We start from the raw sequence: 25,151 nt of genomic DNA on the forward strand, positions 1-25,151 counted from the left end.
CGGCGGCGATCATCCGTTCGAGCACGCCGGGCCTGTCACTGGCCGGCCCGAGGGTGGCGACGATCTTGGTGCGGCGAGCGGGTGAGGGGAAATGGGGCATGCCGGGGTCTCCTGTGGGCCGAGGCGGAGGGCTCGTTCGGCCTTGGTGGTGCAGAATCCTGTCACCATAGCTTATGTGTGGTTTTTTTACTAAGGACAAGCCTTTCGACTAAGGTATAGATATTAAGGGGATGATCCCGCATATTTGGAATTTTTCCTTATTTCATAGTCTGTTAAGGCCGAAACGGCATATAAGCGGTTGTCTTTTTTGTTGTAAAGTTACTAAAAACGGCTTGTGTCCGGCGCTATCGTGATTCACATTGGGAGGAAACATGACATGAGCCGTCGGCCTGCCCGGTCGGGACACCCCGAGACGCCTTCCGCCCATCGGCTCAGCCATATCCATGAGACGGTACTGAATCGAGAGGACGACACCATGACACTCAAGATCGCCATCAACGGCTTCGGTCGTATCGGCCGCAATGTTCTGCGCGCTCTATATGAAGGGGGCTATCGCGATCGCATCCGCGTCGTGGCCATCAATGACCTGGGGGATCCCGCCCTCAATGCTCACCTGCTGCGCCACGATACGGTGCACGGTCATTTTCCCTTTGAGGTGGGGCACGATGAGTCGAGCCTGAGCGTCGATGGCCAGCGTATCGAGGCCCTTTCCGAGCGCGACCCGGCGAAGCTGCCCTGGAGGGATCTGGGTGTCGATCTGGTCATGGAGTGCACCGGCCTGTTCACCGATCGTGAGTCGGCAGCCCAGCACATCACTGCCGGCGCCAAGCGCGTGCTGGTCTCGGCGCCGACCGCCAATGCCGATGCGACCATCGTGTACGGCGTCAACGAGGATGTCCTGACCGCGGAGCACAAGGTGGTCTCCAATGGATCCTGCACCACCAACTGCCTGGCGCCCCTGGCACAGGCGCTGCATGATCGGGTGGGCATCGAAACCGGCCTGATGACCACGGTGCATGCCTACACCAACGACCAGAACCTGTCCGACGTCTATCACAAGGACCCCTACCGCGCCCGCAGCGCCACTCATTCGATGATTCCGGCCAAGACCGGGGCGGCGGCGGCGATCGGGCTGGTCCTGCCGGAACTCGACGGGCGCCTCGACGGCCTGGCGGTGCGCGTGCCGGTGATCAATGTCTCTCTGGTCGACCTGACTTTCACCGCCTCCCGCGAAACCAGCATCGAGGAGGTCAATGCCGCCGTCGAGGAGGCCGCCAAGCGTTCTCCGGTCATGCGCGTCAACGCTCAGCCGCTGGTCTCCATCGACTTCAATCACGACGCCAACTCGTCTACATTCGACGCCAACCATACCCGGGTCAACGGGCGTCTGGTGAAAGTGATGGCCTGGTACGACAACGAATGGGGCTTCTCCAACCGCATGCTCGATACCGCTCTGGCCATGCACGCCGCGAGCAACGGCGAGCGTAACGTCGCCTGATTCCCCGTTCGCCATCGAACGACCCGACGCCGGGGCGCTTGCCGCCCCGGCGTCGTCATGTGCAAGGAAGACATTCATGCTGCCCGATTACGGCTGGCTGGCCTGGACGCTGATCATTCTCTCCACCTACCTGACCGGGGTGTCCAAGGGTGGTTTCGCCGGTGGCTTCGGCACCCTGTCGGTGCCACTGATGGCCCTGGCCATCGGTCCCATCGAGGCGGCCGGTCTGTTGCTGCCGCTGCTGCTGGTCATGGACCTGTTCGCGGTCAGAGCCTGGTGGGGGCAGCACGACGCGACCGAGGTACGTCGTCTTGTGCCCGGCATGGCCCTGGGGGTCGTGGCCGGTACCCTGTTGATCGGCTCGCTCGACGAGAACCATGTTCGGCTGTTGCTGGGCGCGGTGTCGCTGCTGTTCGTGGTCTACATGATCGTCAAGCCGGCGGCTTCGCGGCCCATCCACTCTCTCTGGGCCTGGCCGGCGGGCATGGGCGTGGGGCTGACCAGCTTTCTCGCCCATGCCGGGGCGCCCCCGATGAACCTCTACCTGGTGCCGCGCCAGCTTTCCAAGCGCGCCTTCATTGCCACCTGCACCCTGTCGTTCGCCGCGGTCAACCTGATGAAGCTGCCGCCGTACCTGTGGCTCGGCGAGATCAACCTGACCAGCGCCTGGGCCTCGCTGGCGCTGGTGCCGGTGGCCTGGTTCGGTGTGCGTAGCGGGCTCTGGCTACAGAGCCGCGTCAACGAGCGGCTGTTCTATCGGCTGGTGATCCTGGCCATGGCCATCGTCGGCGTGCAGCTGATCATCAAAGCGCTTTCGTAGGAGCGGCGACGCCGCTGTGGAGCGGGCAAAAAACCCCGCCGGAGCGGGGGAAAGAGACGTCTGGACAGGACGCGCGCGAGTGCCTACTGCCTGACGATCCAGTCGTGAGCCGGATCGTTCTGGAATTTCCATTCCCGCTTGGGGCCGGCCATCACGTTGAGGTAGTAGAGCTCGTAACCATGGGGCGCGCCCACCGGGTGATAGCCACGGGGCACCATCACGCAGCAACCGTTTTCCACCGCCATGGTTTCGTCCAGCGAGCGGTCATCGGTATAGACGCGCTGGAAGGCGAAACCCTGGGAAGGATTGAGACGGTGGTAATAGGTTTCCTCGAGGATCGACTCTTCCGGCAGGTTGTCCACATCATGCTTGTGGGGCGGGTAGCTGGACCAGTTGCCCGCCGGGGTGTAGACCTCCACCACCAGCAGGCTGTCGGCCGGCTCGGTCTCCGGCAGGATGTCCTGGATGTGGCGGGTGTTGGTGCCACCACCACGGGTGCTTTGCTTGATCTGGTGGGGGGCAATCAACCGTGGTTCATGGTTGCCGTGCCCGGGAGCGCTGCACACCGCCAATTCCATGTCGGTGGTGGCTTCCACGCTGAACGCCACGCCATCGGGAAGATAGACGGCGTAAGGCGGTACCTTCTCGAAGATATCCATGCGTTCACCGATATCCTCCCAGCGGTGTTCGCCGCTGGTCACGGTGGCCCGGCCGGAGAGTAGCACCAGACAGTGCTCGCGCTCGCCGGTGTTGCCTTCGATCTGCTGTCCTTGGGTCAGCTTGTGCACGCGAAAGCCGACATGATCCCAACCGGCGGATGCCGGCGTGACCTCCAGGACCTTGCCCTGGGTATCGGGCTCGTTCGGGCGAACCAGTAGCGAAGTCATCGTTACTCTCCTCGAGTCGTCGTGGGTCTCAGCCGATCTCATCAAGCGTGATGCGACGGCCCTCGTGGCGCGAGCGTTCGGCTGCTTCGGCCAGGCGTAGCGCCTGGAGACCGTCATCGGCACCCGCTAACGGGGCGCGTTGTTGTTTCCAGGCATCGACGAAATCGTCGATCTCGTGGCGATAGGCCTCGGCATAGCGTTCCAGAAAGAACCACTTGGGCTTTCCTTCCACCTGGCCGGGCTCGCCGGTGAAGCGCAGTCGGGTGTCGCTCTCGTTCTGCGCCTGGAGCATGCCGGCGCTGCCGAAGGCCTCGATACGCTGGTCGTAGCCGTAGCAGGCGCGTCGCGAATTGCTGATATGGCAGAGCCGTCTGCTGTTGGTGATCAGGGTGACCATGGCGGTATCCACGTCGCCGGCTGCGCCGATGCCGGGGTCGATGAGGCAACTGCCCTCGGCGTGAACCTCGGCGATGGGTTCATTCAGCAGCCAGCGGGCCATGTCGAAGTCATGGATCGTCATGTCGCGGAATATGCCGCCAGAGGCGTCGATGTACTCGGTGGGCGGTGGTGCTGGATCGCGGCTGATGATGGTGAGTGTCTCGAGATTACCGATCCGGCCTTCCATCACGGCGCGCTTCAGGGCGGCGAATTGCGGGTCATGACGGCGATTGAACCCCAGGGCGCAGGTCACCGGATGCGACTCCAGTACCCGGAGTGCCTCGACGGTGCGGGCCAGGTCGAGAGCGATGGGCTTCTCGCAGAGCACGGCCTTGCCGGCGCGGGCTGCGCGTTCCAGGTAGTCGGCATGGGTCGGTGTGCTCGAGGCGATCAGTACGGCATCGATCTCGTCATCCTCGAAGACGGTGTTGGCATCGAGCGCTCGGGCGCCGTACTCGGCGGCCAGGGTCTCGGCAGCCGGAGCATGGAAGTCAGCCACGGCGGCCAGGGTGACGTCGGGGCTGCGGTCGATGGCCTGGGCATGAACCTTGCCGATGCGCCCGGCGCCGATCAGGGCGAGTCTCATGGCGGTGTCCTCTCGTTATCGGTGAATGGTCGTGTGCTGTCCGATCACACTTGCCCCGCATTGCTGTCAGACGAGGGGTGATCCCTGGCCTTGTCCTGGCGCATGCCCAGTGAGATGGCCAGGGTCTGGGTCAGGCACAGTGAAGCGGTCAGGCCGCGGAAGCTCTTGACCTCCGCTTCGTGCACCACCAACGAGACGTCGGCGAGGCGGGCCAGGGGGCTGAGACTGGAGTCGGTAATCACCACCAGCGGGACACCGCGCTTGCGGGCTTCGTCTGCCATTTCACGTGTTTCCTGGGCATAGGGCGAGAAGCTCACCACCAGCAAGGCATCGTCATCGCCAATGGCCTTGAGTTGTTCGCCATACATTCCTCCCAGACCGTTGACCAGGAAGGTGCGCTTGTCGATGTGATGCAGCGCGTAAGTCATGTAGCTGGCTACTACGAAGCTGCGCCGCGCCCCCATCACGTGGATGGCGCTGGCTTGCTCGAAGATGTCCAGGGCGCGCTCCAGGTGGCGCGGGTCAATGCGGCTCGGCAGTTGTTCCAGTACCTCGCGATTGGCGTCGGCAAATTCCCAGAGCAACTGGGTGCTGTCCGGGGTCTCGCCGGTGGCAGATCGCACGGCGTGGATACGCTCGTTGTAGTTGGGCAACTCGTCCACCAGCCGCGAGCGAAACAGCCGTTGCATCTCGGAGAAGCCGGTGAACCCGAAACTGTTGGCAAAGCGGATCAGGGTCGAGGGTGTCACGTCGGCCTGTTCGGCAAGCTGGGCGACGGTAGCGAAGGCCACCTCCTGGGGGTGGTCGAGCAGGAAACGTGCGGTCTGTTGCAAACGGCGGCTCAGAGCCGGGTAGTCGGCCGTGATGCGGGTTTCCAGCTCCTCGAAATCCTGGGGTATCTGATTCATGTGAGGTTCCTCGTCTTCGCCGCTATGGCGCTGACTTCCGGTTCGTTCGTCTCGGGGCAGTCTAGGCTAAATGGAATAAATGTTCTATTTATACCAAAGTATAGAATATTGTGTTTGATAATTCTCTGTAATGGAATCTATATTCCATAGCGTCACTGCGCTGATGTAGCTCCCACACAACGATAATCGAGAGAGGAATTTCATCCATGGCACGTCTATCACATTGGCTGCTGGCCTCGACCACCGCGGTGGCGCTCATGGCCGGCACGGTACAGGCACAAGAAGAGAACCGTTTCGTCATGGTGACCCATGGCGTTCCCTCTGACCCCTTCTGGTCCGTAGTCAAGAACGGGGCCGAGGCGGCTGCTGACACGGTAGGAGCGGAGTTGGAGTATCGCGCACCGTCTACCTTCGACATGGCCAAGATGCAGCAACTGGTTGAGGCGGCGGTGGCCTCCGACCCGGATGGCCTGATTGTCTCCTTCACCGATGAAGATGCGCTGGGAGGCATCGTCCAGGAGGCCTCCGACAACGGCATTCCAGTGATCACCATCAACTCCGGTGGCGATGTCGCGCAGAAGTATGGGAGCCGTCTGCATGTCGGCCAGAGCGAGTATGAAGCAGGTAAACAGGCCGCCGAGCGCATGCAGGAGATGGGCGTCGAGAAGGCGGTTTGTGTCAACCACGAGCAGGGTAACCAGGGCCTCGACCAGCGTTGCGACGGCTTCCTCGAGGGGTTTGACGGTAATGCCGAGCAACTGGCCACGACCTATGATCCGACGTCGATCCGCAATGCCATCGTCGCCTATCTCAACGAGAACAGCGATGTGCGCGGCATCCTGACGCTGGGGGCACTGGCTGCCGAACCCATGATTCAGGCCATGCGTGAGCAAGGGGCCACCGACATGTTCACGCTTGGCACTTTCGATCTCTCGCCCGGCATCCTCGAGGCTCTCGAGGGTGAAGAGCTGGATTTTGCCATCGACCAGCAACAATACCTGCAGGGCTACTTGCCGGTGATGTTCCTCGATCAGTTCGCCAAGAATGGCTTGCTACCGGCCGGCGACGTTCCTACCGGTCCCGGCTTCGTCACTCCGGACAACGCCGCCCAGGTCCTCGAGCTGAGCGAGCAGGGCATCCGCTGAGCATCATCATGCATGCAAGGGCCCGCCCGGCGGGCTTCGGGAGTCGACCATCATGAAGTCCAATGCATCCCCACAAACCGACGCGGTGGCACCGCAGGATGAGCGTATCCAGAAGGTATCGTTCTGGAAGAGGGCGTTGAGCCGTCCTGAGCTGGGCGCCCTGGCTGGTACTGTCCTGGTGCTCGCGTTCTTTATCGTGGCTGCCAGTGGCACTGGCATGTTCACGCCAGCGGGCATCGTCAATTTCCTCGAAGTGGCGGCTCAACTGGGGATCATCGCCACCGCTGCCGCCCTGCTGATGATCGGTGGCGAGTTCGATCTTTCCATTGGTTCGATGATCGGTCTGGCCGGCATTCTCATCGCCATCCCAGCCGTGGAATACGGTTGGCCCCTGTGGGCGGCCATCATACTGGCTTTCTCCTGCGCGGCTCTGGTGGGCTGGATCAATGGCAATCTGGTCAACAAGACGGGGCTGCCTTCGTTCATCGTGACCCTGGGGTTCCTGTTCATCCTGCGGGGCCTGGCAATCGGGATCAGCCGCCTGCTGACTGGTCGTACCCAGATCGGCGGGATCCACGACCATATTCCGGGTGACTGGTTCGCGGCTCTCTTCTCGGGGGAGGTCGCGACCGGGCTCTTTGCCTGGATGGCCTCGCAGGGTTGGATCGCCACCAACTTTGCCGGCAACCCGGTAGTGACCGGCATCCCGGTTTCCATCGTCTGGTGGCTGGCTCTTACCGCCTTGGCGACCTGGGTGTTGCTCTGCACCCCTTACGGCAACTGGATATTCGCCAGCGGGGGGGATGCCAACGCGGCGCGCAACTCCGGTGTGCCGGTCCACCGCGTCAAGATCTCGCTGTTCATGTTCACTGCCTTGTCCGCAACAATTTTCGCCTGCCTCCAGGTGATGGATACCGGCTCGGCGGACACTATTCGCGGCCTGCTCAAGGAGCTGGAAGCGATCATCGCTGTCGTCATCGGCGGGGCGTTGCTCACCGGCGGTTACGGCTCGGCCATCGGTGCGGCACTCGGTGCTCTGATCTTCGGCCTGGTGCAGATGGGCATTTTCTACACCGGCGTCAATACCGACTGGTTCCAGGTTTTCCTCGGCGTGATGCTGCTGGTGGCCGTGCTCTTCAACAATTTCATGCGCAAGAAGGCGATGGAGGCCAAGTGAGATGAGCGAACGTACGCCCATGATCGAGATGTGCAACGTCAGCAAGCACTTCGGCAGTGTCATCGCCCTGAGCGATATCTCGGTACAAGTCCATTCCGGTGAAGTCATGTGCCTGCTGGGCGACAATGGTGCCGGCAAGTCGACCCTGATCAAGACGCTGTCGGGCGTCCATCGGCCAACCCACGGCGAGATACGACTGAATGGCGAGCCGGCTCGCTTCAAGTCGCCAGCCTATGCCTTGGATGCCGGTATCGCTACCGTCTTCCAGGATTTGGCGATGATCCCGCTGATGTCGATCACTCGTAATTTCTTCATGGGGCGCGAGCCCACTGTGGGCTGGGGACCTCTCAAGCGTATCGACTGGAAACTGGCCGATCGTATCGCCAAGCAGGAGATGGGCAAGATCGGCATCGATGTGCGAGACCCCAGCCAGCCGGTAGGCACGCTCTCCGGCGGTGAGCGACAGTGCGTGGCGATCGCTCGAGCGGTCTACTTCGGGGCCAAGGTATTGATTCTCGACGAGCCGACCTCGGCGCTGGGGGTCAAGCAGGCGTCGGTCGTATTGCGCTACATCGCCAAGGCGCGGGCCGACGGCCTGGCGGTGATCTTCATCACCCACAACGTTCATCACGCCTATCCGGTAGCGGACGCCTTCACCCTGCTCAAGCGTGGCGGCAGTCTCGGCACCTTCCGCAAGGAAGACATCACCCGAGAGGAAGTGCTCAACATGATGGCCGGTGGTGCCGAGCTGGAAAGTCTGGACGCCGAGCTGGCCGAGTTCCAGCGCAGCGACACTGAGCGAGCCGACGCCGATACATCCGGTGTCCGGCCTCCTCTTGCTGCCGGTCAGTGAGGGACGCGACAGCCATGAACTCATGCCAAAACACGCTCCCCTTCACGCTGGCTGCCTGTGCCGAGATGCTGTTTTGCGACTTGCCGATCACCGAAAGGGTCGCTCGGATCGATGCCCTGGGCTTCCAGGTGGAGATCTGGGATTGGAGTCGCCACGACATCAAGTCGCTGGCAGCTACCGGCGCGACGTTCTCCTCCATGACCGGCTATCTCGAGGGCACCCTGGCGGACCAGGAAGGTGCCGACCGGCTGGTGGCGACGGCCCGGGAGTCGATCGCCGTGGCCAAGCAACTGGGGGTCCCTCGACTCAACCTGCACGGTACTGGTCTCGACGGTCAGGGCTTGCCGGTCCAGCCGGGGGCCGAGATGACCGGGCCCATGTGGATAAGAGCAGCGGATACGCTGCATCGCCTGGCTGATCTTGGCCAGCAACATGGCGTGACGTTCGTGCTGGAGAACCTCAATACCGAGGTCGATCACCCTGGAGTGCCCTTTGCCCGTGCCGAGGACGTGTTGGCATTGGTGGAGAGTGTTGATCGCCCGGAGATACGCATCATGCTCGATCTCTATCACGCCCAGATCGGTGAGGGAAACCTGGTCGAGCTGGTGCGCCGCTGTGCCCCCTATATCGGCGAGGTTCAGGTTGCCGATGTTCCGGGACGCTGTGAGCCCGGCAGCGGTGAGATCCATTATCCGGCCATTGCCCGTGCACTGCAGGAAATCGGCTATCGGGGCACGGTGGGCCTGGAGGGCTGGGCCTCCGGGGACGATGAGCTGGCTCTGCGACGTTTCCGGGATGCTTTCACCCTTTAACTCCCTGACTGGATAGCGTCATGACGTCCGGGTAGTGGTTGGCCAGGCCTCCCGGCCACGTCGGAGCGTGATACGACAAGCGATGCGGAGAAACGCTATGCAAGAGATGAAACCCGACAACAGACCGCTGGATCTGATTTGCCTTGGCCGCGTCGCCGTTGATCTCTATTCGGAGCAGGTCGGTAGCCGTCTGGAAGACGTCTCGAGCTTCGCCAAGTACCTCGGCGGCAGCTCCGGCAACATGGCCTATGGAACCGCTCGCCTGGGCCTCGAGTCGGCCATGCTGTCTCGAGTCGGCAATGAGCAGATGGGCAACTTCGCGCGCGAGGAACTCGAACGCGTGGGTGTCGATACCAGCGCCCTGCAGACCGATCCGGAGCGTCACACCGGCCTGGTGTTGCTGGCGCTCAAGGATCGCGACACCTTCCCGTTACTGTTTTACCGTCGCGACTGTGCCGACATGGCCATCGATCATGAGGCCATCGATCCGGCCTTCATCGCCCGTGCCAAGGCGCTGGCCATCACCGGCACCCACCTGTCCGCCGAAACTCCCGCCCGGGCCTGTCGCAAGGCGCTCGACACTGCCGCCGATCATGGCGTCAAGCGGGTGCTGGATATCGACTACCGGCCGGTGCTGTGGGGCCTGACTTCCCCCGGCGACGGCGAAACGCGCTTTATCGCCGACGACAAGGTGACCACCGATCTCCAGGCCTGGCTTTCCGACTTCGACCTGATCGTCGGCACCGAGGAGGAGTTTCATATCGCTGGCGGCAGCACCGACACCCTCGAGTCGCTACGCGCGGTACGTCGGGTCTGCGACGCGACCCTGGTGTGCAAGCTCGGCGCTTTGGGTTGCGTGGTCTTTGAGGGTGAGATTCCCGACTGCATCGAGGATGGCATCCTGGTGGAGGGGGTCGAGGTCGAGGTGCTCAATGTGCTGGGTGCCGGCGATGCCTTCATGAGCGGATTGCTCAGGGGCTGGTTGAGGGGAGAAAGCTGGGAGACCAGCGCCTCCTACGCCAACGCCTGCGGCGCCCTGGTGGTCTCGCGCCATGGCTGTGCCCCGGCCATGCCCACCGAGGAGGAATTGTTCGACTACCTGGGCCGTCGCGACGCGGTGTCTCGGCCCGACCATGACGGACGTCTCAACCACCTCCACCGGGTCACCACCCGCACGCCCGCCGACTGGCCCCAGGTCTGTGGCCTGGCCTTCGATCATCGCCGCCAGCTCACTGACATGGCCCGTGACGTCAAGGCCGACCCGACGCGCATCCCGGTGCTCAAGCAGCTGCTGGTGCGGGCCGCCGAGGAGGGCGCGCGGCGGACCGGGCTCGACAAGCCGGCGATCCTGGTCGATGACGTCTTCGGTCAGGACGCCCTCAACGACGCCACAGGCAAGGGCTGGTGGATTGGCCGTCCGGTGGAGTTGCCGAGTTCCCGACCGCTACGTTTCCAGCATGGCGACGACCTGGGCAGCCGCCTGCGGCATTGGCCACGCGAGCACATCATCAAGTGCTTGGTGTTCTACCACCCGGATGACCCGATGTCGTTGCGTCTGGAACAGGAAACTCGGTTGCGTCAGCTCTACCAGGCGGCTTGCGCCAATGGACTGGAGTTGCTGATCGAGGTGATCCCGCCGGTCGGCATGGCAGTGGACGACACCACTCTGCCGCGTAGCCTGCAGCGGCTCTACAACCTGGGAATCCGCCCCGATTGGTGGAAGTTGCCGGCCATGTCCGATACCGCCTGGGACGCGGTCAGCCGGGCTATCGACGACAAGGATCCCTATTGCCGTGGTGTGGTGTTGCTGGGCCTGGATGCCCCGATGGACGACATGAAGCGTGGTTTCGCGGCCGCCGCCCGTAACGACCGGTGTAAGGGCTTCACCGTGGGGCGAACCCTGTTTGCCGGCCCCAGCCGCGAATGGCTGGCCGGCACCATCGACGACGCCCGGCTGATCGACCGGGTCGCCAGCAACTACGCCGAATTGATCGAGGAATGGCAGCGTCTGCACAGCGTCACGTCCAGAGTGGAGGAAGCTTGACATGAGCACCGTTCGACTCACCATGGCCCAGGCCCTGGTCAAGTACCTGGCGGTCCAACGCATCGAATGCGAAGGCCGTGAGGTGGCATTGTTCGAGGGAGTGTTCGGTATCTTCGGTCACGGCAACGTGGCTGGCTTGGGCGAGGCGCTCTATCATGCCCGCGAGGCACTTCCCACGTATCGCGCCCACAACGAACAGACCATGGCGCATGCGGCCATCGCTTTCGCCAAGGCCAACGGCCGCCGCCGCATGATGGCGGCTACCAGTTCCATTGGCCCCGGGGCTACCAACATGGTCACTGCCGCCGCCCTGGCCCATGCCAATCGGCTGCCGATCCTGTTGCTGCCGGGAGATACGTTCGCCAGTCGTGATCCTGACCCGGTACTGCAACAGGTGGAGCATTTCGGTGATCCCACCATCACGGTCAACGACTGTTTCCGTCCGGTGTCGCGTTACTTCGATCGCATCACCCGTCCGGAGCAACTGCTGACCAGCCTGCCCCAGGCCATTGCCACGCTGCTTGATCCGGAACACTGCGGTCCGGCGACCCTGGCGTTGCCCCAGGATGTCCAGACCTTCGCCTACGACTACCCCGAGAGCTTCTTTGCGCCGCGCGTGCACCGTATTCGTCGTCCCCAGCCGGATCCCCGCGAGCTGGAAGCGGCCATTGCCGCATTGGCCCGCGCCGAGCGACCGCTGATCATCGCCGGTGGAGGTGTGCACTACGCTGGCGCCTGCGAACGCCTTGGTGAGTTCGCCCGAACGCATGGCGTGCCGGTGGCCGAAACCCAGGCCGGCAAGGGCGCTTTGCCCGATATTCATCCCTGTGCGGTGGGAGCCATCGGCGTCACCGGGAGCGAGGCGGCCAACCTCCTGGCCAGGGAGGCGGACCTGATCCTGGCCGTGGGTACCCGCTTGCAGGACTTCACCACCGGCTCGCGGGCACTCTTCGAACGCGATGATCTGACCCTGGTGGCCCTGAACGTGGGGCGCTTCGACAGCCAGAAACATCACGCCCTGCCGTTGACCGGCGATGCTTTCGATGGACTGGTAGCGCTGGGCTCTGGCTTGGTCGACTGGCGACCCTCCGACGCCTGGCGGGGGCGGGCCGATAACCTCAAGCGCGAATGGGCCGAGGTGGTGGCGCGTGTTACCGCCGATGAGGGGGCTGAGTTGCCCACCGATGCCCAGGTGATTGGGGCCGTGAACCGGCAGGCCGGTAATGACGGTACTGTCGTCTGCGCCGCCGGTGGTCTGCCGGGCGAGTTGCACAAGCTGTGGCGGTGCGCCGATCCCGGCAGCTATCACGTAGAGTACGGCTATTCCTGCATGGGCTATGAGATCGCGGGTGGCCTGGGCGTCAAGATGGCTCATCCCGATCGCGAGGTGTTCGTGATGGTGGGGGACGGCTCTTACCTGATGCACAACTCGGAGCTCGCTACCTCGGTGATGCTGGGTCAAAAGCTGGTCGTGGTAGTGCTCGACAACCGAGGCTTTGGCTGTATCAACCGCTTGCAACGGGGCACTGGCGGCGCCGGTTTCAACAACCTGCTCGACGACTGCCTGACCATCGAGGGTGGCGCGCCCAAGACCGATTTCGCTGCCCATGCCCGTGCGCTGGGCTGCGAGGCCGAGAATGTACGTGACATCCAGGCGTTGGAAGGCGCTCTGGTACGTGCCCGTCAAGCCGAGACCACCTACATCATTGCTCTGGACACCGATCCCTTGCCCAGCACTTCAGAAGGCGGCGCCTGGTGGGAGGTGGCAGTGCCCGAAGTCTCGGCACGCGAGCCGGTCCACGAGGCCTATGCAAGTTATCGCGAGGCCAAGCGACGCCAGCACCGCTGATTGCCGACTGCCTGGTGGTTCGTCGACGTTTCCGCTTACTCGAAAAGGGAGGGCAGGCTGAGTGGCTTGCCTGATGAAGGAGTTCATATATGTCCATCGTACGCCTCGGCATCAACCCGCTGACCTGGACCAACGACGACATGCCGTCGCTGGGCGGCGATACCCCACTGGAGACATGCCTGTCCGAGGGCCGGGAAGCGGGTTTTTCCGGGTTTGAACTGGGCAACAAGTTTCCCCGCGATCCCGACGTGCTGGGCCCGATCCTCCAACGGCACGACCTTTCCCTGGTCTCCGGCTGGTACAGCAGCGAGCTGCTGACCCGCAGCGCCGAGGAAGAGATCGAGGCCATCAAGCCACACCTGCACCTGCTCAAGTCGCTGGGCGCCAAGGCGATGGTGTTCTGCGAGGTCAGCCACTGCGTGCATGGTCGGCGCGACGTGCCGCTTTCCCATAGTCCGAGCATGAGCGAAGCGCAGTGGCAGACCTTCATTCCGCGCCTCAACCAGGTGGCCGACTACTGTCTCGAACAGGGCGTGCAGATCGCCTATCACCACCATCTGGGCACGGTGATCGAGACCGAAGCGGAAGTCGACCGGCTGATGGCCGAGGCCGCCCCCTCGGTCGGGCTATTGCTCGACTCGGGCCATCTAGTGGGCGCCGGAGGAGATCCCATCGCCGTCCAGCAGAAATATGCTGAGCGCATCGTCCATGTGCATTGCAAGGACATTCGCCGCGAGGTGCTGGAAGATGCCCGCAATCGCGATCTCAGTTTTCTGGACGGCGTGCTGAACGGCATGTTCACCGTGCCGGGCGACGGCTTCATCGACTACATCACCCTCTTCAAAGGGCTGCGCGACAGCGGCTACGAGGGCTGGGTGGTGGTCGAGGCCGAACAGGACCCTGCCGTGGCACACCCGCTGACCTATGCCCGCCTGGGCTGCGATAACCTCAAGCGCTTCTGTGCCGAGGCCGAATTGACCGTTACCGAATGACTGATCATCGAGAGGACATTCCCATGAGTATTTTGGGCAACTACATCAACGGCCAGCCCGTGGCCAGTCAGAGCGGTCGTACCGCGCCCGTCTACAATCCCGCCACCGGCGAGCAGAGTGCCCAGGTAGCCCTCGCCTCCGCCGACGAGACTCGCGAGGCGGTACATGCTGCCGACGAGGCCTTTGCGACCTGGTCGAAGATCACGCCGCTCAAGCGTGCGCGCATCCTGTTCCGCTTCAAGGCGCTGGTCGAGGAGCATGCCGACGAGCTGGCGCGGTTGATCGCCAGCGAGCACGGCAAGGTGTTCTCCGATGCCAAGGGCGAAGTGACCCGTGGCCTGGAAGTGGTGGAGTTCGCCTGCGGCATCCCGCACCTGCAGAAAGGCGAGCATTCCATGAACGTGGGCTCCGGCGTGGACAGCTACTCCATGATGCAGCCGCTGGGCGTCTGTGCCGGCATCTCGCCGTTCAACTTCCCGGCCATGGTGCCGATGTGGATGTTCCCCGTCGCGCTGGCTTGTGGCAACACCTTCGTGATGAAGCCCTCCGAGAAGGATCCCTCCACGCCGATGCGTCTGGCCGAGTTGCTCACCGAGGCCGGCCTGCCCGACGGCGTGTTCAACGTGGTCAATGGTGACAAGGAGTCGGTGGACGTACTGCTCACCGACGAGCGCGTCCAGGCGGTGAGCTTCGTGGGTTCGACGCCGATCGCCGAAACCATCTACGCCACGGCATCCGCGCATGGCAAGCGGGTCCAGGCCCTGGGCGGCGCCAAGAACCACATGGTGATCATGCCCGATGCTGACCTGGATCAGGCCGTCGGCGCGCTGATGGGGGCTGCCTACGGCTCCGCCGGAGAGCGTTGCATGGCGATCTCGGTGGCCGTGCCGGTGGGCGAGGAGACCGCCGAGCGCCTGCGCGACAAGCTGGTCGCCGAGCTCGACAAGCTGCGTGTCGGGCCGGGTCTCGTCGATGGCCCGGACAACGACATGGGCCCGCTGGTCACCAGGGAGCACCTGGAGAAGGTCAAGGACTATATCCAGGCCGGTGTGGATGAGGGGGCCGAACTGGTGGTCGACGGCCGCGAGACGGCGATCGAAGGGGTCGGTGATGGCTTCTTCGTGGGCGGCTCGCTGTTCGACCACGTCAAGCCTGGCATGCGCATCCACAGCGAGGAGATCTTCGGGCCGGTGCTGGCCATCGCCCGGGCGGCGAGTTTCGACGAGGCCGTGTCGATGATCAACGACCATGAGTTCGGCAATGGCACCGCCATCTTCACCCGCGACGGCGATGCTGCCCGCCAGTACTGCGAGCAGATCCAGGTGGGCATGGTCGGCGTCAACGTGCCGATCCCGGTGCCGATGGCCTTCCACAGTTTCGGCGGCTGGAAGCGCTCGCTGTTCGGCCCGCTGCACATGCACGGCCCCGATGGCGTTCGTTTCTATACGCGCATGAAGACCATCACCCAGCGCTGGCCGAGCGGCATTCGCGAGGAGACCAATCACTTCACCATGCCGACGCTCTGAAGTGCGCCACTCCCAACCCCAGGCCGCCGGGCCGGGAAGCCCGGCGTCGCCATATCACGTGAGGATGACAGGATGGCAGACCTCAAGTTCGGCTTGATCGGTACCGGCTTCATGGGCAAGGCCCATGCTATTGCTCTCAAAGCGGCGCCTACCGTCTTTTCCCTGCCAGCCTTCCCGGTCTGCGACCTGCTTGCCGAGGTCGATGACGAACAGGCAGCCCGCAAGGCGCGGGAACTGGGATTCGCTCGCTCCACCGGAGACTGGAAGGCCCTGGTGGAGGATCTGGATGTGGATGTGGTGGATATCTGCGCACCCAATTTTCTGCACAAGGAGATGGCCCTGGCCGCCATCGCTGCGGGCAAGCATGTCTACGCCGAGAAGCCGCTGGCACTCTCCGCTGCCGACGCCCAGGCGATGGTCGAGGCCGCCGAGGCAGCCGGTGTTAAGACCCTGGTGGGGTTCAACTATATCCGCAATTCGGCCACTCAGCTGGCGCGAGAAATCGTGCAGAGTGGTGAGATCGGCGAACTGGTGCACTTCCGGGGCCGCCACAACGAGGATTACCTGGCCGATCCGACCAAGCCCCATGACTGGCACACCCGGCGCGCCACCGCCGGGGCTGGCGCCCTGGGGGATCTGGGCTCACATATCCTCAACATGGCGGAATATCTCACTAGTCAACGCATCGGCGAGGTATGTGGCCAGCTGCAGACGGTGATCCCCCTGCGAACGTTGCCCGACGGTGGCGGTGGTATGGGCGAGGTCGAGAACGACGACCAGGCCCAGGCGCTGTTGCGCTTCGATGGTGGCCTGATCGGCAACCTGGAAACATCGCGGGTGGCTACCGGGCGCAAGATGGGGTTGGCCTATACCCTCACCGGTACCAAGGGCTCGATCGTCTTCGACCAGGAGCGCATGAGTGAGCTGCAGCTCTATAAACACGCGGGGCCCGAAGGACGTCGCGGTTTTAGCACACTGCTGATCGGTCCGGAACACCCGGATTACGCGGCCTTCAGCCCCGCTCCGGGGCATGGTCTGGGCTACAACGACCAGAAGATCATCGAGATTCGCGACCTGGTGGAAGGCATCGTGGGCGACAGGCCCCTCTACCCGAATTTTCGGGAAGCGGCACGGGTCAACCGCCTGATCGAAGCCATCGAGCGCTCGCATCTCGAGGGCAGTTGGGTATCCGTTTCCGGCTAGGCACTTTTCAGACACAACTCGAGGGCAGCGGCCGCATGGCGTCCTTGCGCCATGTCGAATATGCTGACGAGCGGGCTATCCAGCGCCCGTGGCGGTAGTAGGCTACGGGCGACCAACAACGAGGTACTGGCCCGGTACCCGACATGTAGCTGGAGACATTCATGCGTCATTTCCCGCGGTTTCTCGCGGCGCTCGCCGCCCTCTGGCTGGGCGCTGCCTCCCTGACGGCGCTGGCCGACACGCGCATCACCTACAAGTCTGCCTCCGCCGGTACGGCCTACTATCAGATGGGCGTGGAACTGTCCGAGGCCATCAAGGCCGGCACCGACGGTGCCATGACCCTGACCCTGGAGGAGAGCCAGGGTTCGGTCCAGAACGTCATGGAGGTGATGGCTCGCCAGGGCAACTATGTGTTCACCACGCCGCCCTCGCTGGCGGCCAAGGCGGTGGCCGGCGAGGGGCCCTTTGCCGAGCGTCGGCATCCACGCTTCCAGGAGATCCGCGGGCTCTTCCCGATTCCCTCGCTGACCATGCACCTGGTGGTAGCCGGGGAGCAGGACACCCTGCGTCTGGAGGAACTGGCGGGCAAGCACCTGCTGATCGGTCAGGGTTCCTTCGGGGCCCGTGAGGCCGCGCGCTATCTCGAGCTATTCGGTCTCACCGATGAGGTCGAGGTCGACGATGCCGATGTGGGCAGTGCACCGGACGCGCTCAAGAACGGCCAGATCGATGCCTTCGCCACGGCCGGTTCCTTCCCCGCGCCCAACGTGATCGAGACCGCAGCCAGCATGCCGGTGGGACTGGTGTCGATGACCGAGGAGCAGATCGCCGAGACCGGCGCGACGCCGCAGGAGATTCCGGCCGGCACCTACGCGGGCATCGACGAGCCGGTGATGACGACATCGCTGCCGGTGGCCGCCTACACGACCACCGGCATGGACGACAACACCGCCTACACCCTGACGAAGACATTCTGGGAACGACGCGAGGCCATGGCCGAGAGCTCGCCCTGGTGGCGCAGCGTGTCGCCCTCGATGCTCGCCAACATGCGGGGTGAGTTGCATCCCGGCGCACGGCGTTACTATGAGGAAGCCGGTATCGAGGTTCCCTGAGCGTGGTGCCTGCCCGAACCCGGTTCATGCGGCGTTTCTGGAAACGTTGCATGAATGCCGGCACGGTCCCGTGCGCCTCGCGCTCCATCCTGCTCATTGATCCTTTGTCCTGAACGCCTCATGTCTTCCACTTCTTCATCTCATGCCGCCGAGGCGGCAGCGTCCGGTAGTCCCGGCGTCCGCCTGCCATGGGTCGGGCTGGGCGCGCTCTCGGTCGTCTTCCACCTCGGCCTGATCTTCTACGGGCTGACTCCGGCGCTGGTGAGTCGTCCGCTGCACATGGCGTTGATCCTGCCCTGGGTGCTGGTGTTCGCCGCGCGCACGCCCTGGCAGCGCTGGAGCGGTTGGGCGCTGACCCTGCTCGGCGTGGCGGCCTGTGTCTGGATCGCCGTCAACGAGCAGGCACTGTCCGGGCAGTACGGTTTCATCGATACGCCGTTGCAGATGGTCATCGGGGGCTTTCTGATCGTGCTGGCCCTGGAGACCGCGCGTCGGGCCATCGGCTGGCCATTGCCGCTGGTGGCGGCGGTGGCCCTGCTCTATGCCTTCTTCGGCCAGTACGTGCCGGGGGAGTTCGGGCATCCGGGGCTGCCGGCGGCCAGCCTGGTCGGTTCGCTGACCATCGCCGAGGGTGGCCTCTGGGGCAAGCTGACCGGCGTCAGCGTCGGGGTGGTGGCGATCTTCGTGATCTTCGGGGCGGTGCTCAATGCCGGCGAGGCCGGCAAGGGCTTCATGAACCTGGCGGGCCTGGTCGCCGGCCGCTTGACCGGTGGCGGGGCCAAGGTCTCGGTGGTGTCCTCGGCATTGATGGGGTCCATCTCGGGGTCGGCGTCGGCCAATGTGGCCTCCACGGGGGCGATCACCATCCCGTCCATGACGCGCCTGGGCTATCCGCGGGCGCTGGCTGCCGCCGTCGAGGCGGTGGCGTCCTCGGGTGGGCAGATCATGCCGCCGTTGATGGGGGCCGGTGCCTTCGTGATGGTGGAGCTCACCGGTACGCCCTATACCGATATCATGGCCGCCGCCATGCTGCCGGCGCTGCTCTATTTCGCCACGGTGTGGATGGGTATCAACGCCTATGCCACACGCCATGACCTTCGCCCGGTGGCGGACGAGGACCGGCCCGCCTTGCGCGAAGTGTGGATGACGGGGCTGTTCTTCGCCGTGCCGTTTGCGGTGCTGCTCGAGCGGATCTTCCATGCCGGCAACACGCCCCAGTATGCCGCCAGCCTGGCGATCTTCGTCGGGGCGGCGCTGCTGTGGCTGGATTCACGCCTGGTGCCGTCATGGCGCGGCCTTTTCGCGCGACTGGCCGAGGCCATGGTGCTCGCCGGACGCCAGGTGGCGACCATCGGCGCGATCATCATCTGCGCGTCGCTGGTCATCGGGGTGCTGGCGATGACTGGGCTCGGCGTTAAGGTCACCTCGGCGATCCTCTCGCTGTCCGGGGGCGCCCTGTGGCCGGCGTTGCTGCTCACCGCCCTGGCATGCCTGGTGCTGGGCATGGAGGTACCCACCACCGCGGCCTATGTGATCTGCGTGTCGGTGGCCGGGCCGGCATTGACCGAGCTGGGATTGCCGCCCTTGCTCGCCCACCTGTTCGTGTTCTGGTATGCCCTGCTCTCGACCATCACGCCGCCGGTCTGCGGCGGGGTCTTCATCGCTGCCGGCATGGCCGGCGAAAGTTGGATCAAGGTCGCCCTGCGCGCGATGTCGCTGGGGGTCGGGCTGTATCTGATTCCGCTGGCGATGGTCGCAAGGCCCGGCATCATCCACCTGGCGGATGCGCCCTGGCGAGCGCTGGCCGAGACCGGCCTGGTCGGGGTGGGGCTGCTGGCGATCTCCTATGGGCTGATCGCACGTCGCTCGCCCGTCTGGCGCCTCGTGCTGGTGGTCGCCGGCCTGGCAGTCATCTTCCTGGGCTAGGCGCTTGGCAGGCGTCGCGAAAATACTCGGTGATCGGGGCCCCGGGCCATAGCATGGGGCCTCGGTCGAGCGGGCGGTGGCCGAACAGCACCCAGGTGTCCAGGGCGGCGCCCAGCGGCCTGACCAGGCGTAGTCTGTCGGCATGGCGCTCGACCATTTCTTCGGCCATGAGACCGGCATCCACCTCGCCGTCGAGAACCGCCTCGGCCACGGCCACGATGGTCGGCATTTCGCGCTGTTCCGGCCAGTTGGCGAGATCGGTGTAGTGCCGAGTCGCAGGCTGTAAGGCCAGCGAACGCGGGTGAGGGCGATCCCGGCGCGCCACGATGGCCAGCGGTCGACTGGCGGCGATGAAGCTGTCGACCGGAAAGGCGCGGTGCATGTAGCGGCCCACGCAGTCGGCGTGAGCGGGATGGGCCGTGACCTGCAGCACATAGTCGAGCTGCCGGGCCACCAGGGATTCGAAGGCCGAGGGGAAGTCGTCGACCAGCGTGATCGATGCGTGCTCCAGGCCGCGCTCCGCGAGGTAGCGACGCAGGATCAGGGCGTGGTTGCTGTCGTCGGGGCCGAGGGTGGCGAATCGCATCATGAGGCTCTCGGTGTCGGTATCGGTGTCGTGGTGCCGTTGTGGGGGCTGCCAGTATAGCCTAGCCCCTCGTCGACGGCGTTTGTCCCCGATGCCATATCAGAGCTGACGTCGCCAGCGGCTTTCGATGGTGTCCAGTTCCGCCGGGCCGTAACGCGCGCTGGCGTACTCCCCGTAGTGGGCCCATAGCTGGTCGCCGAGATCGAAATGCCACCATTCGCTGGGCAGGTTGGTGAAGCCCTCGGCATGCATGGCGTGATAGAGCAGGCGACGGTTGTCCCGGGCTCGGCGCCAGGCATCGTCCTGCCCCGGATCTCCCTCCAGCGCATCGGCATGGGAGGCGGGAACGGCCTCGTCGAACAGCGTGCCCATGTCCAGCGGCAGGCCGTCGACATCGCACAGGGTCACGTCCACGGCGCCGCCGGTGAGGTGCGGGCTGGGCGCTGTCGGCTCGGTGCTGGGCTGGGCGACGAATTCGCGAGTACGCACCAGCAGCGCCTGCTCGTCGAGTTCGGGATGATTGGTCTGGATCGTGGCCTGCAGGGTCTCGAACAGGTACTGCTGGACCCGCCAGGGCCGCCAGCCATCCAGCACCAGCAGGCTCAAGCCTTCGGGCAGGGAGCGAGCCACCGCCAGCAGGCGCCGATAGACGCCCTCGCGAACATAGCATTCGTCGACCGCACCGGGGATGCCCATACGCGCGTAGGCCGGGAAGACCTTGATCGGTGGCGGTGCCAGGCTCATCGGCACCAGGGGTTCGTTGCTGCCGTCGATCGACACTTGGCTGACTGCTGCCCAGTCGGGCTCGGCGCGATGGGGAATCGGCGTGTCGGCGTGGGGGATGTCGGGATCGGATCGGGTCATCGGGTCATCCAAGAGTCGTCGGGAGCCACAGGGTGAGCGAAGGGAACAGGATCAGGGCCGCCAGCACCAGCAAGGCGGTGACCACGAAGGGCCAGATGGTGCGGAACAGGGCGGTGATCTCCAGTCGGCTGACCGCCGCTGCCACGAACACACAGGCTCCCATGGGCGGCGTGATCAGGGCGATGGTGATGTTGAGGGTGATGATGATGCCCAGGTGAACGGGGTCGATGCCCGCCATCATCGCCACCGGTGCGAAGATGGGGGTGAGCAGCATCAGGGCCGAGACTTCTTCCATGAACATGCCGGTGACGAAGGTGATGGCGCTGAGCAGCAGCAGGATCAGCACGGGCTGTTCGATGTAGGGCGTCAGCAGCTCGACGAACTGGCTCGGAACCTGGGCGTAGGAGAGCAGCCAACTGACCGTGGCCGAGGCGGCCATGATGATGAAGATGGCGGCAGTCAGGCGCGTGGTCTCGACGATGGCGCGCCAGAAGTCGCGAGGTCCGAGATTGCCCATCGCCAGGCCGTAGAGTGCCACGTAGAGTGCGGTGAGCGCGCCGGATTCGGTGGGCGTGACCAGGCCCATGACGATGCCGGCGACGATGATGAAAGGCGCGATCAGGGCTGGTAGGGCGCCCAGGGTGGCGCGTCCCAGCTCGGCGCCGCCGGGCCAGCTGCCTCGCTTCTCGAGCCCGCGGCGTCGGGCGTACCAGGCATTCATGGCCATGAAGGCGGCGCCCAGCAGCAGGCCGGGGATCACGCCGGCCAGGAAAAGATCGCCGACCGAGGTGTTGGTCAGCGAAGCGTAGAGGATCATGAAGATGCTGGGAGGAATGATCGGGCCGATCAATGAGCTGCCTGCGGTGAGGCCGGCGGCGAAGGCGGTGGAATAGCCCTCCTTGCGCATGGGGGGGACCAGCAGCGACCCCAGCGCCGAGGTATCGGCCACCGCCGAGCCGTTGACGCCGGCGAAGAACACGCTGGAGACCACGTTGACGTGGCCCATGCCGCCGCGCAGGTGGCCGACCAGCAGCCGGGCCAGCGTCAGCAGCCGATCGGTGAGGCGGCTGGCGTTCATCAGGTTGCCGGCGAGGATGAACAGCGGAATGGCCATCAGCGAGAAGGCGTTGATGCCGCCGAAGAACTGCTGGGGCATCATGCGCGGGATCATCGCCGGGTCGACGAACAAAAAGCCGACCGCAGCGGTGGCCAGCAGCGCGATGAACAGGGGCAGGCCGAGCAGCACGTGCGCCAGGAAGACCGCGAACATGGTCAAGGTCATCATGATGACGGCTCCTCCAGCGTCGGCAGCGGCGCCGGGCCATGCCACAGGGCCTGCCAGGCCAGCAGGGCGAAGCCGGTCGGCAGGGCCATCACCGGGATGGTGCGGCTGATGCCGAGTCCCTGGCTGGTGAACATCGACACCGATTGCGCGTAGCGGTAGCTGAAAATCGCGCCGGCCACGGCCAACGTCAGGGTCAGCAGCCATTGATAGAGGTTGATGAGTCGACACAGGGGGCGTGGCAGCAATCTCTCGATGAGCGCCACGCGCATGTGGCCGCCCTCGACCCAGACGGCGCCGGCCGCCAGCATGACGGCACCGATGATCAGGTAACGGGCCAGTTCATCGGTCCAGATCGGGGCGCCGCCGGCCAGATAGCGCATGAAGACGCCATACAGCATCGCCAGAAGGTCGATGAGCAGCAGGCTGCCGGCCAGCGTCAGGGCGGCCCGCCGGGTCAGGTCCGGCAATCGGGATAGGTGCGGGAGCATAGGGGATTCCGTGCGGCAGGCCCGGGCGGTGCACGCCCGGGCCAGGGTGAGGCGTCATTCGCTTTGCGTGGTCAGGCCGGCGTCCTCGAGGGCCATGTCGACGTAGCGGGGCGCGATGTCCTGCTGCTCGAGCCAGTCGAGGTAGGCCGGTTGCCCCTGCTCGCGGAAGGCGGCCAGTTGTTCCTCGTCGGGGCGAATGATCTCCATGCCTTGTTCTTCCAGGTAGGCGATGCGCTCATCCACCCTGGCCTCGTTGTGGTCACGGGCCATCTGATTCGCTTCGGCCACGGCTTCCTGGAAGGCGCTGCGCATTGCCTCGTCCCAGCCATCGATCATGGCGGCGTTGCCGACCAGGAACTGGTCCGAATACTGGATGTTGGCCAGGGTCAGGTAATCCTGCACTTCATAGAGGCTGCCGAGGATGATGTACATCGGCGGGTTCATCTGACCGTCGGCCACGCCGGTCTTCAAGGCCATGTAGACCTCGGTCCAGGGAATCGGCGTGCCGGAAGCCCCGAAGGCCTCGTAGAGTGCCACCTGGCTCGGGTCCATGGCACGGAAGCGCAGGCCCTCGAAGTCGTCCGGCGAGGCGATGGGACGCTTGTCGTTGGTGAAGGCCAGAAAGCCGCCTTCCTCGACCACCGCGAGGAGTTCCAGGCCGGCCCGCTCGCGCAGATCGTTCTCCACCGCCTGCCAGTACTCGCCTTCATCGAAGAACTGGCGGGCATCGTCGAAATCGTCGAACAGGAAGGGGATGGCGCTGACGTAGATTTCGGGCACGACCGGCGACATGCCGGCGAAGGAGGCGATGTTGAGCCCGGGCGAGCTCATGACCTGTTCCATGCGTTCCTGTTCTTCGCCGAGCATGCTGTTCGGGTAGAGCTTGATCTCGATCTCGCCGTCGGTCTTCTCTTCGACCCGTTTCTTGAGGTCGGTGGCGAAGACATGCACCGCGTTCTTCTCGGGATCCGGAGCGCCGTTGTAGCCGAGATTGACGGTGGTAGCGGCCTGGACGCTGCCGCTCAGGGTGGCGGCGCCCAACAGGCAGGCGGCGAAGAGCGACGCGGGGCGCAAGGCAGTGGGACGGAAGACAGCCATGGGATTCTCCAGCGGGGTTGTTGTTGGGATAGCGCGTGTCGATGAACGACCGGCATGGAATGAGACTAGGCGTTGTCTCGTTGACTATTCAAACCCATTGGCGTTGCCTTTATGACAACGCAAGGTTCAGCAACCTGGGGGCATCGTCCTGGAAGAAGCGCATGCCGTGTCTCAGGTGGTCCAGACAGGCGCGGCCGGCCACGGTCAGTTCTCGATCGGCGCGGCTGACGATCTGCGCACGGGCACCGTTCAGCACCTTGTGGGCCAGCGGCAGCACGGCGATGTCGCCTTGCTGGATTTCCTCGGCCACGGTCAGTTCCGGCATGAAGGTCACGCCGATGCCCGAGCGGACGAAGTTCTTGAGTACCGCCACCGAGTTGGTGTGCAGCCGGGCGTGCAGGTGCAGTCGCTCCTGGTGAGCCACGGCGTTGACCATCTGGCGCATGCCGAAAGGATTGTCCATCAAGGCCAGGGGCCAGTCGGCGAATTCGTGCAACGAGACCGGTGTGGTGCGATCGGCCAGCGGGTGGCCCGTCGGTACGATCAGGTCCAGTGGTTGGCGGGTCTCCACGTGGCAATGCAACTGCGGATCGATGGGCGGCGCATAGAGAAGGGCGAGATCCACCTCGCGGGCCTTGACCAGCGCCATGGCCTCGTTGACGCCGGCCATTTCCACGGCGATGTCGATGCCGGGGTAGGCGGTCATGAAGGTCTGCAGCGGTGCGTCGATCAAGTCGGCGATGAAGCCCTCGCCCACCGCGATGCGTACCTGGCCGCTGACCAGTTGCTGCAAGGCACGAAGCCGGGAGATCACGGCATCTTCGGCGCTGCGCTGGGCATGATGGTGATCGACCAACAGGCGTCCCGCCTCGGTGGGTTTGACGCCGCCGGCATGCCGTTCGAGCAGGGCGACATCGAGCGTCTCCTCGAGCAGCTTGATCCGCCGGCTGATGGCCGAGACATCCACATGCAGATGCGTGGCCGCGCCGCGCAGGGAGCCGCGGCGAATCACCTCGCTGAGATAGGCCAGGGCACGCTGGTTGAGCATCGGGAC

The 25,151-nt window shown here is 64.4% G+C and carries 22 protein-coding genes; 13 read left to right on the top strand and 9 right to left on the bottom strand.

Features of this window, described 5'->3' with window-relative positions; translation table 11 throughout:
• The first annotated feature begins 475 nt into the window (after window positions 1–475).
• Together gap and FZZ93_RS13045 are read left to right on the top strand one after the other, a co-directional pair.
• Window positions 476–1,498, top strand: a complete 1,023-nt coding sequence (gene gap, locus FZZ93_RS13040; protein WP_149322843.1) for a type I glyceraldehyde-3-phosphate dehydrogenase — start codon at window positions 476–478, stop codon at window positions 1,496–1,498.
• Between the two features lie 76 nt (window positions 1,499–1,574).
• Window positions 1,575–2,318, top strand: coding sequence for a sulfite exporter TauE/SafE family protein (locus FZZ93_RS13045; RefSeq protein ID WP_149322759.1), 744 nt, complete (start codon window positions 1,575–1,577; stop codon window positions 2,316–2,318).
• 83 nt (window positions 2,319–2,401) lie between these two features.
• Here the strand turns inward: FZZ93_RS13045 and iolB are convergent, their stop codons facing one another.
• The 3 genes from iolB to FZZ93_RS13060 are packed head-to-tail and all read right to left on the bottom strand — an operon-like array spanning window position 2,402 to window position 5,137.
• Window positions 2,402–3,205 (bottom strand): 5-deoxy-glucuronate isomerase, encoded by an 804-nt coding sequence (gene iolB / locus FZZ93_RS13050; protein WP_149322760.1) that lies wholly within the window; start codon window positions 3,203–3,205, stop codon window positions 2,402–2,404.
• 28 nt (window positions 3,206–3,233) lie between these two features.
• On the bottom strand, window positions 3,234–4,229 hold the full coding sequence (gene iolG, locus FZZ93_RS13055) for an inositol 2-dehydrogenase (protein WP_149322761.1): 996 nt from the start codon (window positions 4,227–4,229) through the stop codon (window positions 3,234–3,236).
• Between the two features lie 44 nt (window positions 4,230–4,273).
• On the bottom strand, window positions 4,274–5,137 hold the full coding sequence (locus tag FZZ93_RS13060; RefSeq protein ID WP_149322762.1) for a MurR/RpiR family transcriptional regulator: 864 nt from the start codon (window positions 5,135–5,137) through the stop codon (window positions 4,274–4,276).
• A gap of 206 nt (window positions 5,138–5,343) precedes the next feature.
• Between FZZ93_RS13060 and FZZ93_RS13065 the strand changes: the two genes are divergently transcribed.
• The 11 genes from FZZ93_RS13065 (at window position 5,344) to FZZ93_RS13115 (ending at window position 19,776) form a co-directional block, all read left to right on the top strand.
• Complete coding sequence (locus FZZ93_RS13065; protein WP_149322763.1) at window positions 5,344–6,282, top strand: sugar ABC transporter substrate-binding protein; 939 nt, start codon at window positions 5,344–5,346, stop codon at window positions 6,280–6,282.
• A 52-nt stretch (window positions 6,283–6,334) separates the two neighbouring features.
• Window positions 6,335–7,459 carry an ABC transporter permease gene (locus FZZ93_RS13070; RefSeq protein WP_149322764.1) on the top strand — a complete coding sequence of 375 codons (1,125 nt, stop codon included), beginning with the start codon at window positions 6,335–6,337 and terminating at the stop codon, window positions 7,457–7,459.
• 1 nt (window position 7,460) lies between these two features.
• Window positions 7,461–8,312, top strand: a complete 852-nt coding sequence (locus FZZ93_RS13075; RefSeq protein WP_149322765.1) for an ATP-binding cassette domain-containing protein — start codon at window positions 7,461–7,463, stop codon at window positions 8,310–8,312.
• Between the two features lie 14 nt (window positions 8,313–8,326).
• Window positions 8,327–9,124, top strand: a complete 798-nt coding sequence (locus tag FZZ93_RS13080; RefSeq protein WP_149322766.1) for a TIM barrel protein — start codon at window positions 8,327–8,329, stop codon at window positions 9,122–9,124.
• A gap of 97 nt (window positions 9,125–9,221) precedes the next feature.
• Window positions 9,222–11,168: a bifunctional 5-dehydro-2-deoxygluconokinase/5-dehydro-2-deoxyphosphogluconate aldolase gene (locus FZZ93_RS13085; RefSeq protein ID WP_149322767.1), complete on the top strand. Its 1,947-nt coding sequence runs from the start codon at window positions 9,222–9,224 to the stop codon at window positions 11,166–11,168.
• A 1-nt stretch (window position 11,169) separates the two neighbouring features.
• Window positions 11,170–13,017, top strand: coding sequence for a 3D-(3,5/4)-trihydroxycyclohexane-1,2-dione acylhydrolase (decyclizing) (iolD, locus tag FZZ93_RS13090; protein ID WP_149322768.1), 1,848 nt, complete (start codon window positions 11,170–11,172; stop codon window positions 13,015–13,017).
• Window positions 13,018–13,106: 89 nt separating this feature from the next.
• Window positions 13,107–14,009 (top strand): myo-inosose-2 dehydratase, encoded by a 903-nt coding sequence (gene iolE, locus FZZ93_RS13095; protein WP_149322769.1) that lies wholly within the window; start codon window positions 13,107–13,109, stop codon window positions 14,007–14,009.
• Between the two features lie 23 nt (window positions 14,010–14,032).
• The gene (locus FZZ93_RS13100) at window positions 14,033–15,535 is read left to right on the top strand and encodes a CoA-acylating methylmalonate-semialdehyde dehydrogenase (protein WP_149322770.1); all 1,503 of its coding nucleotides are present in this window, start codon (window positions 14,033–14,035) and stop codon (window positions 15,533–15,535) included.
• A gap of 72 nt (window positions 15,536–15,607) precedes the next feature.
• The gene (locus FZZ93_RS13105; protein ID WP_149322771.1) at window positions 15,608–16,738 is read left to right on the top strand and encodes a Gfo/Idh/MocA family protein; all 1,131 of its coding nucleotides are present in this window, start codon (window positions 15,608–15,610) and stop codon (window positions 16,736–16,738) included.
• Between the two features lie 161 nt (window positions 16,739–16,899).
• A complete protein-coding gene (locus FZZ93_RS13110) occupies window positions 16,900–17,850 on the top strand; it encodes a TAXI family TRAP transporter solute-binding subunit (protein WP_149322772.1) in 951 nt (316 codons plus the stop codon).
• Between the two features lie 120 nt (window positions 17,851–17,970).
• Window positions 17,971–19,776 (top strand): TRAP transporter permease, encoded by a 1,806-nt coding sequence (locus tag FZZ93_RS13115; RefSeq protein ID WP_187774530.1) that lies wholly within the window; start codon window positions 17,971–17,973, stop codon window positions 19,774–19,776.
• On the opposite strand, the gene FZZ93_RS13120 is transcribed toward FZZ93_RS13115, so the two are convergent.
• The 6 genes from FZZ93_RS13120 to FZZ93_RS13145 all read right to left on the bottom strand — a co-directional run bounded on the left by FZZ93_RS13120 (window position 19,760) and on the right by FZZ93_RS13145 (window position 25,145).
• Window positions 19,760–20,365 (bottom strand): type 1 periplasmic-binding domain-containing protein, encoded by a 606-nt coding sequence (locus tag FZZ93_RS13120; protein ID WP_187774531.1) that lies wholly within the window; start codon window positions 20,363–20,365, stop codon window positions 19,760–19,762. The genes FZZ93_RS13115 and FZZ93_RS13120 overlap by 17 nt on opposite strands.
• Before the next feature lie 96 nt (window positions 20,366–20,461).
• Complete coding sequence (locus FZZ93_RS13125) at window positions 20,462–21,226, bottom strand: M15 family metallopeptidase (RefSeq protein WP_187774532.1); 765 nt, start codon at window positions 21,224–21,226, stop codon at window positions 20,462–20,464.
• A 4-nt stretch (window positions 21,227–21,230) separates the two neighbouring features.
• Entirely contained in the window at window positions 21,231–22,508 is a 1,278-nt protein-coding gene (locus tag FZZ93_RS13130; RefSeq protein ID WP_149322845.1) for a TRAP transporter large permease, read from the bottom strand.
• Window positions 22,508–22,999: a TRAP transporter small permease gene (locus FZZ93_RS13135; RefSeq protein WP_149322774.1), complete on the bottom strand. Its 492-nt coding sequence runs from the start codon at window positions 22,997–22,999 to the stop codon at window positions 22,508–22,510. Before FZZ93_RS13135 ends, FZZ93_RS13130 begins: the two co-directional genes overlap by 1 nt.
• A gap of 54 nt (window positions 23,000–23,053) precedes the next feature.
• Window positions 23,054–24,097, bottom strand: a complete 1,044-nt coding sequence (locus tag FZZ93_RS13140) for a TRAP transporter substrate-binding protein (protein WP_149322775.1) — start codon at window positions 24,095–24,097, stop codon at window positions 23,054–23,056.
• Window positions 24,098–24,206: 109 nt separating this feature from the next.
• Window positions 24,207–25,145: a LysR family transcriptional regulator gene (locus FZZ93_RS13145; RefSeq protein ID WP_149322776.1), complete on the bottom strand. Its 939-nt coding sequence runs from the start codon at window positions 25,143–25,145 to the stop codon at window positions 24,207–24,209.
• Between the last annotated feature and the right edge of the window lie 6 nt (window positions 25,146–25,151).

Origin of the sequence: Halomonas eurihalina (assembly GCF_008274785.1) — a bacterium.
Taxonomy (GTDB): domain Bacteria; phylum Pseudomonadota; class Gammaproteobacteria; order Pseudomonadales; family Halomonadaceae; genus Halomonas; species Halomonas eurihalina.

What these genes read in the sequence shown, in the direction of transcription:
- gap (WP_149322843.1), top strand. Translation starts at nt 476, where the DNA reads ATGACACTCAAGATCGCCATCAACGGCTTCGGTCGTATCGGCCGCAAT.
- FZZ93_RS13045 (WP_149322759.1), top strand. Translation starts at nt 1,575, where the DNA reads ATGCTGCCCGATTACGGCTGGCTGGCCTGGACGCTGATCATTCTCTCC.
- iolB (WP_149322760.1), bottom strand. Translation starts at nt 3,205, where the DNA reads ATGACTTCGCTACTGGTTCGCCCGAACGAGCCCGATACCCAGGGCAAG.
- iolG (WP_149322761.1), bottom strand. Translation starts at nt 4,229, where the DNA reads ATGAGACTCGCCCTGATCGGCGCCGGGCGCATCGGCAAGGTTCATGCC.
- FZZ93_RS13060 (WP_149322762.1), bottom strand. Translation starts at nt 5,137, where the DNA reads ATGAATCAGATACCCCAGGATTTCGAGGAGCTGGAAACCCGCATCACG.
- FZZ93_RS13065 (WP_149322763.1), top strand. Translation starts at nt 5,344, where the DNA reads ATGGCACGTCTATCACATTGGCTGCTGGCCTCGACCACCGCGGTGGCG.
- FZZ93_RS13070 (WP_149322764.1), top strand. Translation starts at nt 6,335, where the DNA reads ATGAAGTCCAATGCATCCCCACAAACCGACGCGGTGGCACCGCAGGAT.
- FZZ93_RS13075 (WP_149322765.1), top strand. Translation starts at nt 7,461, where the DNA reads ATGAGCGAACGTACGCCCATGATCGAGATGTGCAACGTCAGCAAGCAC.
- FZZ93_RS13080 (WP_149322766.1), top strand. Translation starts at nt 8,327, where the DNA reads ATGAACTCATGCCAAAACACGCTCCCCTTCACGCTGGCTGCCTGTGCC.
- FZZ93_RS13085 (WP_149322767.1), top strand. Translation starts at nt 9,222, where the DNA reads ATGCAAGAGATGAAACCCGACAACAGACCGCTGGATCTGATTTGCCTT.
- iolD (WP_149322768.1), top strand. Translation starts at nt 11,170, where the DNA reads ATGAGCACCGTTCGACTCACCATGGCCCAGGCCCTGGTCAAGTACCTG.
- iolE (WP_149322769.1), top strand. Translation starts at nt 13,107, where the DNA reads ATGTCCATCGTACGCCTCGGCATCAACCCGCTGACCTGGACCAACGAC.
- FZZ93_RS13100 (WP_149322770.1), top strand. Translation starts at nt 14,033, where the DNA reads ATGAGTATTTTGGGCAACTACATCAACGGCCAGCCCGTGGCCAGTCAG.
- FZZ93_RS13105 (WP_149322771.1), top strand. Translation starts at nt 15,608, where the DNA reads ATGGCAGACCTCAAGTTCGGCTTGATCGGTACCGGCTTCATGGGCAAG.
- FZZ93_RS13110 (WP_149322772.1), top strand. Translation starts at nt 16,900, where the DNA reads ATGCGTCATTTCCCGCGGTTTCTCGCGGCGCTCGCCGCCCTCTGGCTG.
- FZZ93_RS13115 (WP_187774530.1), top strand. Translation starts at nt 17,971, where the DNA reads ATGTCTTCCACTTCTTCATCTCATGCCGCCGAGGCGGCAGCGTCCGGT.
- FZZ93_RS13120 (WP_187774531.1), bottom strand. Translation starts at nt 20,365, where the DNA reads ATGATGCGATTCGCCACCCTCGGCCCCGACGACAGCAACCACGCCCTG.
- FZZ93_RS13125 (WP_187774532.1), bottom strand. Translation starts at nt 21,226, where the DNA reads ATGACCCGATCCGATCCCGACATCCCCCACGCCGACACGCCGATTCCC.
- FZZ93_RS13130 (WP_149322845.1), bottom strand. Translation starts at nt 22,508, where the DNA reads ATGACCTTGACCATGTTCGCGGTCTTCCTGGCGCACGTGCTGCTCGGC.
- FZZ93_RS13135 (WP_149322774.1), bottom strand. Translation starts at nt 22,999, where the DNA reads ATGCTCCCGCACCTATCCCGATTGCCGGACCTGACCCGGCGGGCCGCC.
- FZZ93_RS13140 (WP_149322775.1), bottom strand. Translation starts at nt 24,097, where the DNA reads ATGGCTGTCTTCCGTCCCACTGCCTTGCGCCCCGCGTCGCTCTTCGCC.
- FZZ93_RS13145 (WP_149322776.1), bottom strand. Translation starts at nt 25,145, where the DNA reads ATGCTCAACCAGCGTGCCCTGGCCTATCTCAGCGAGGTGATTCGCCGC.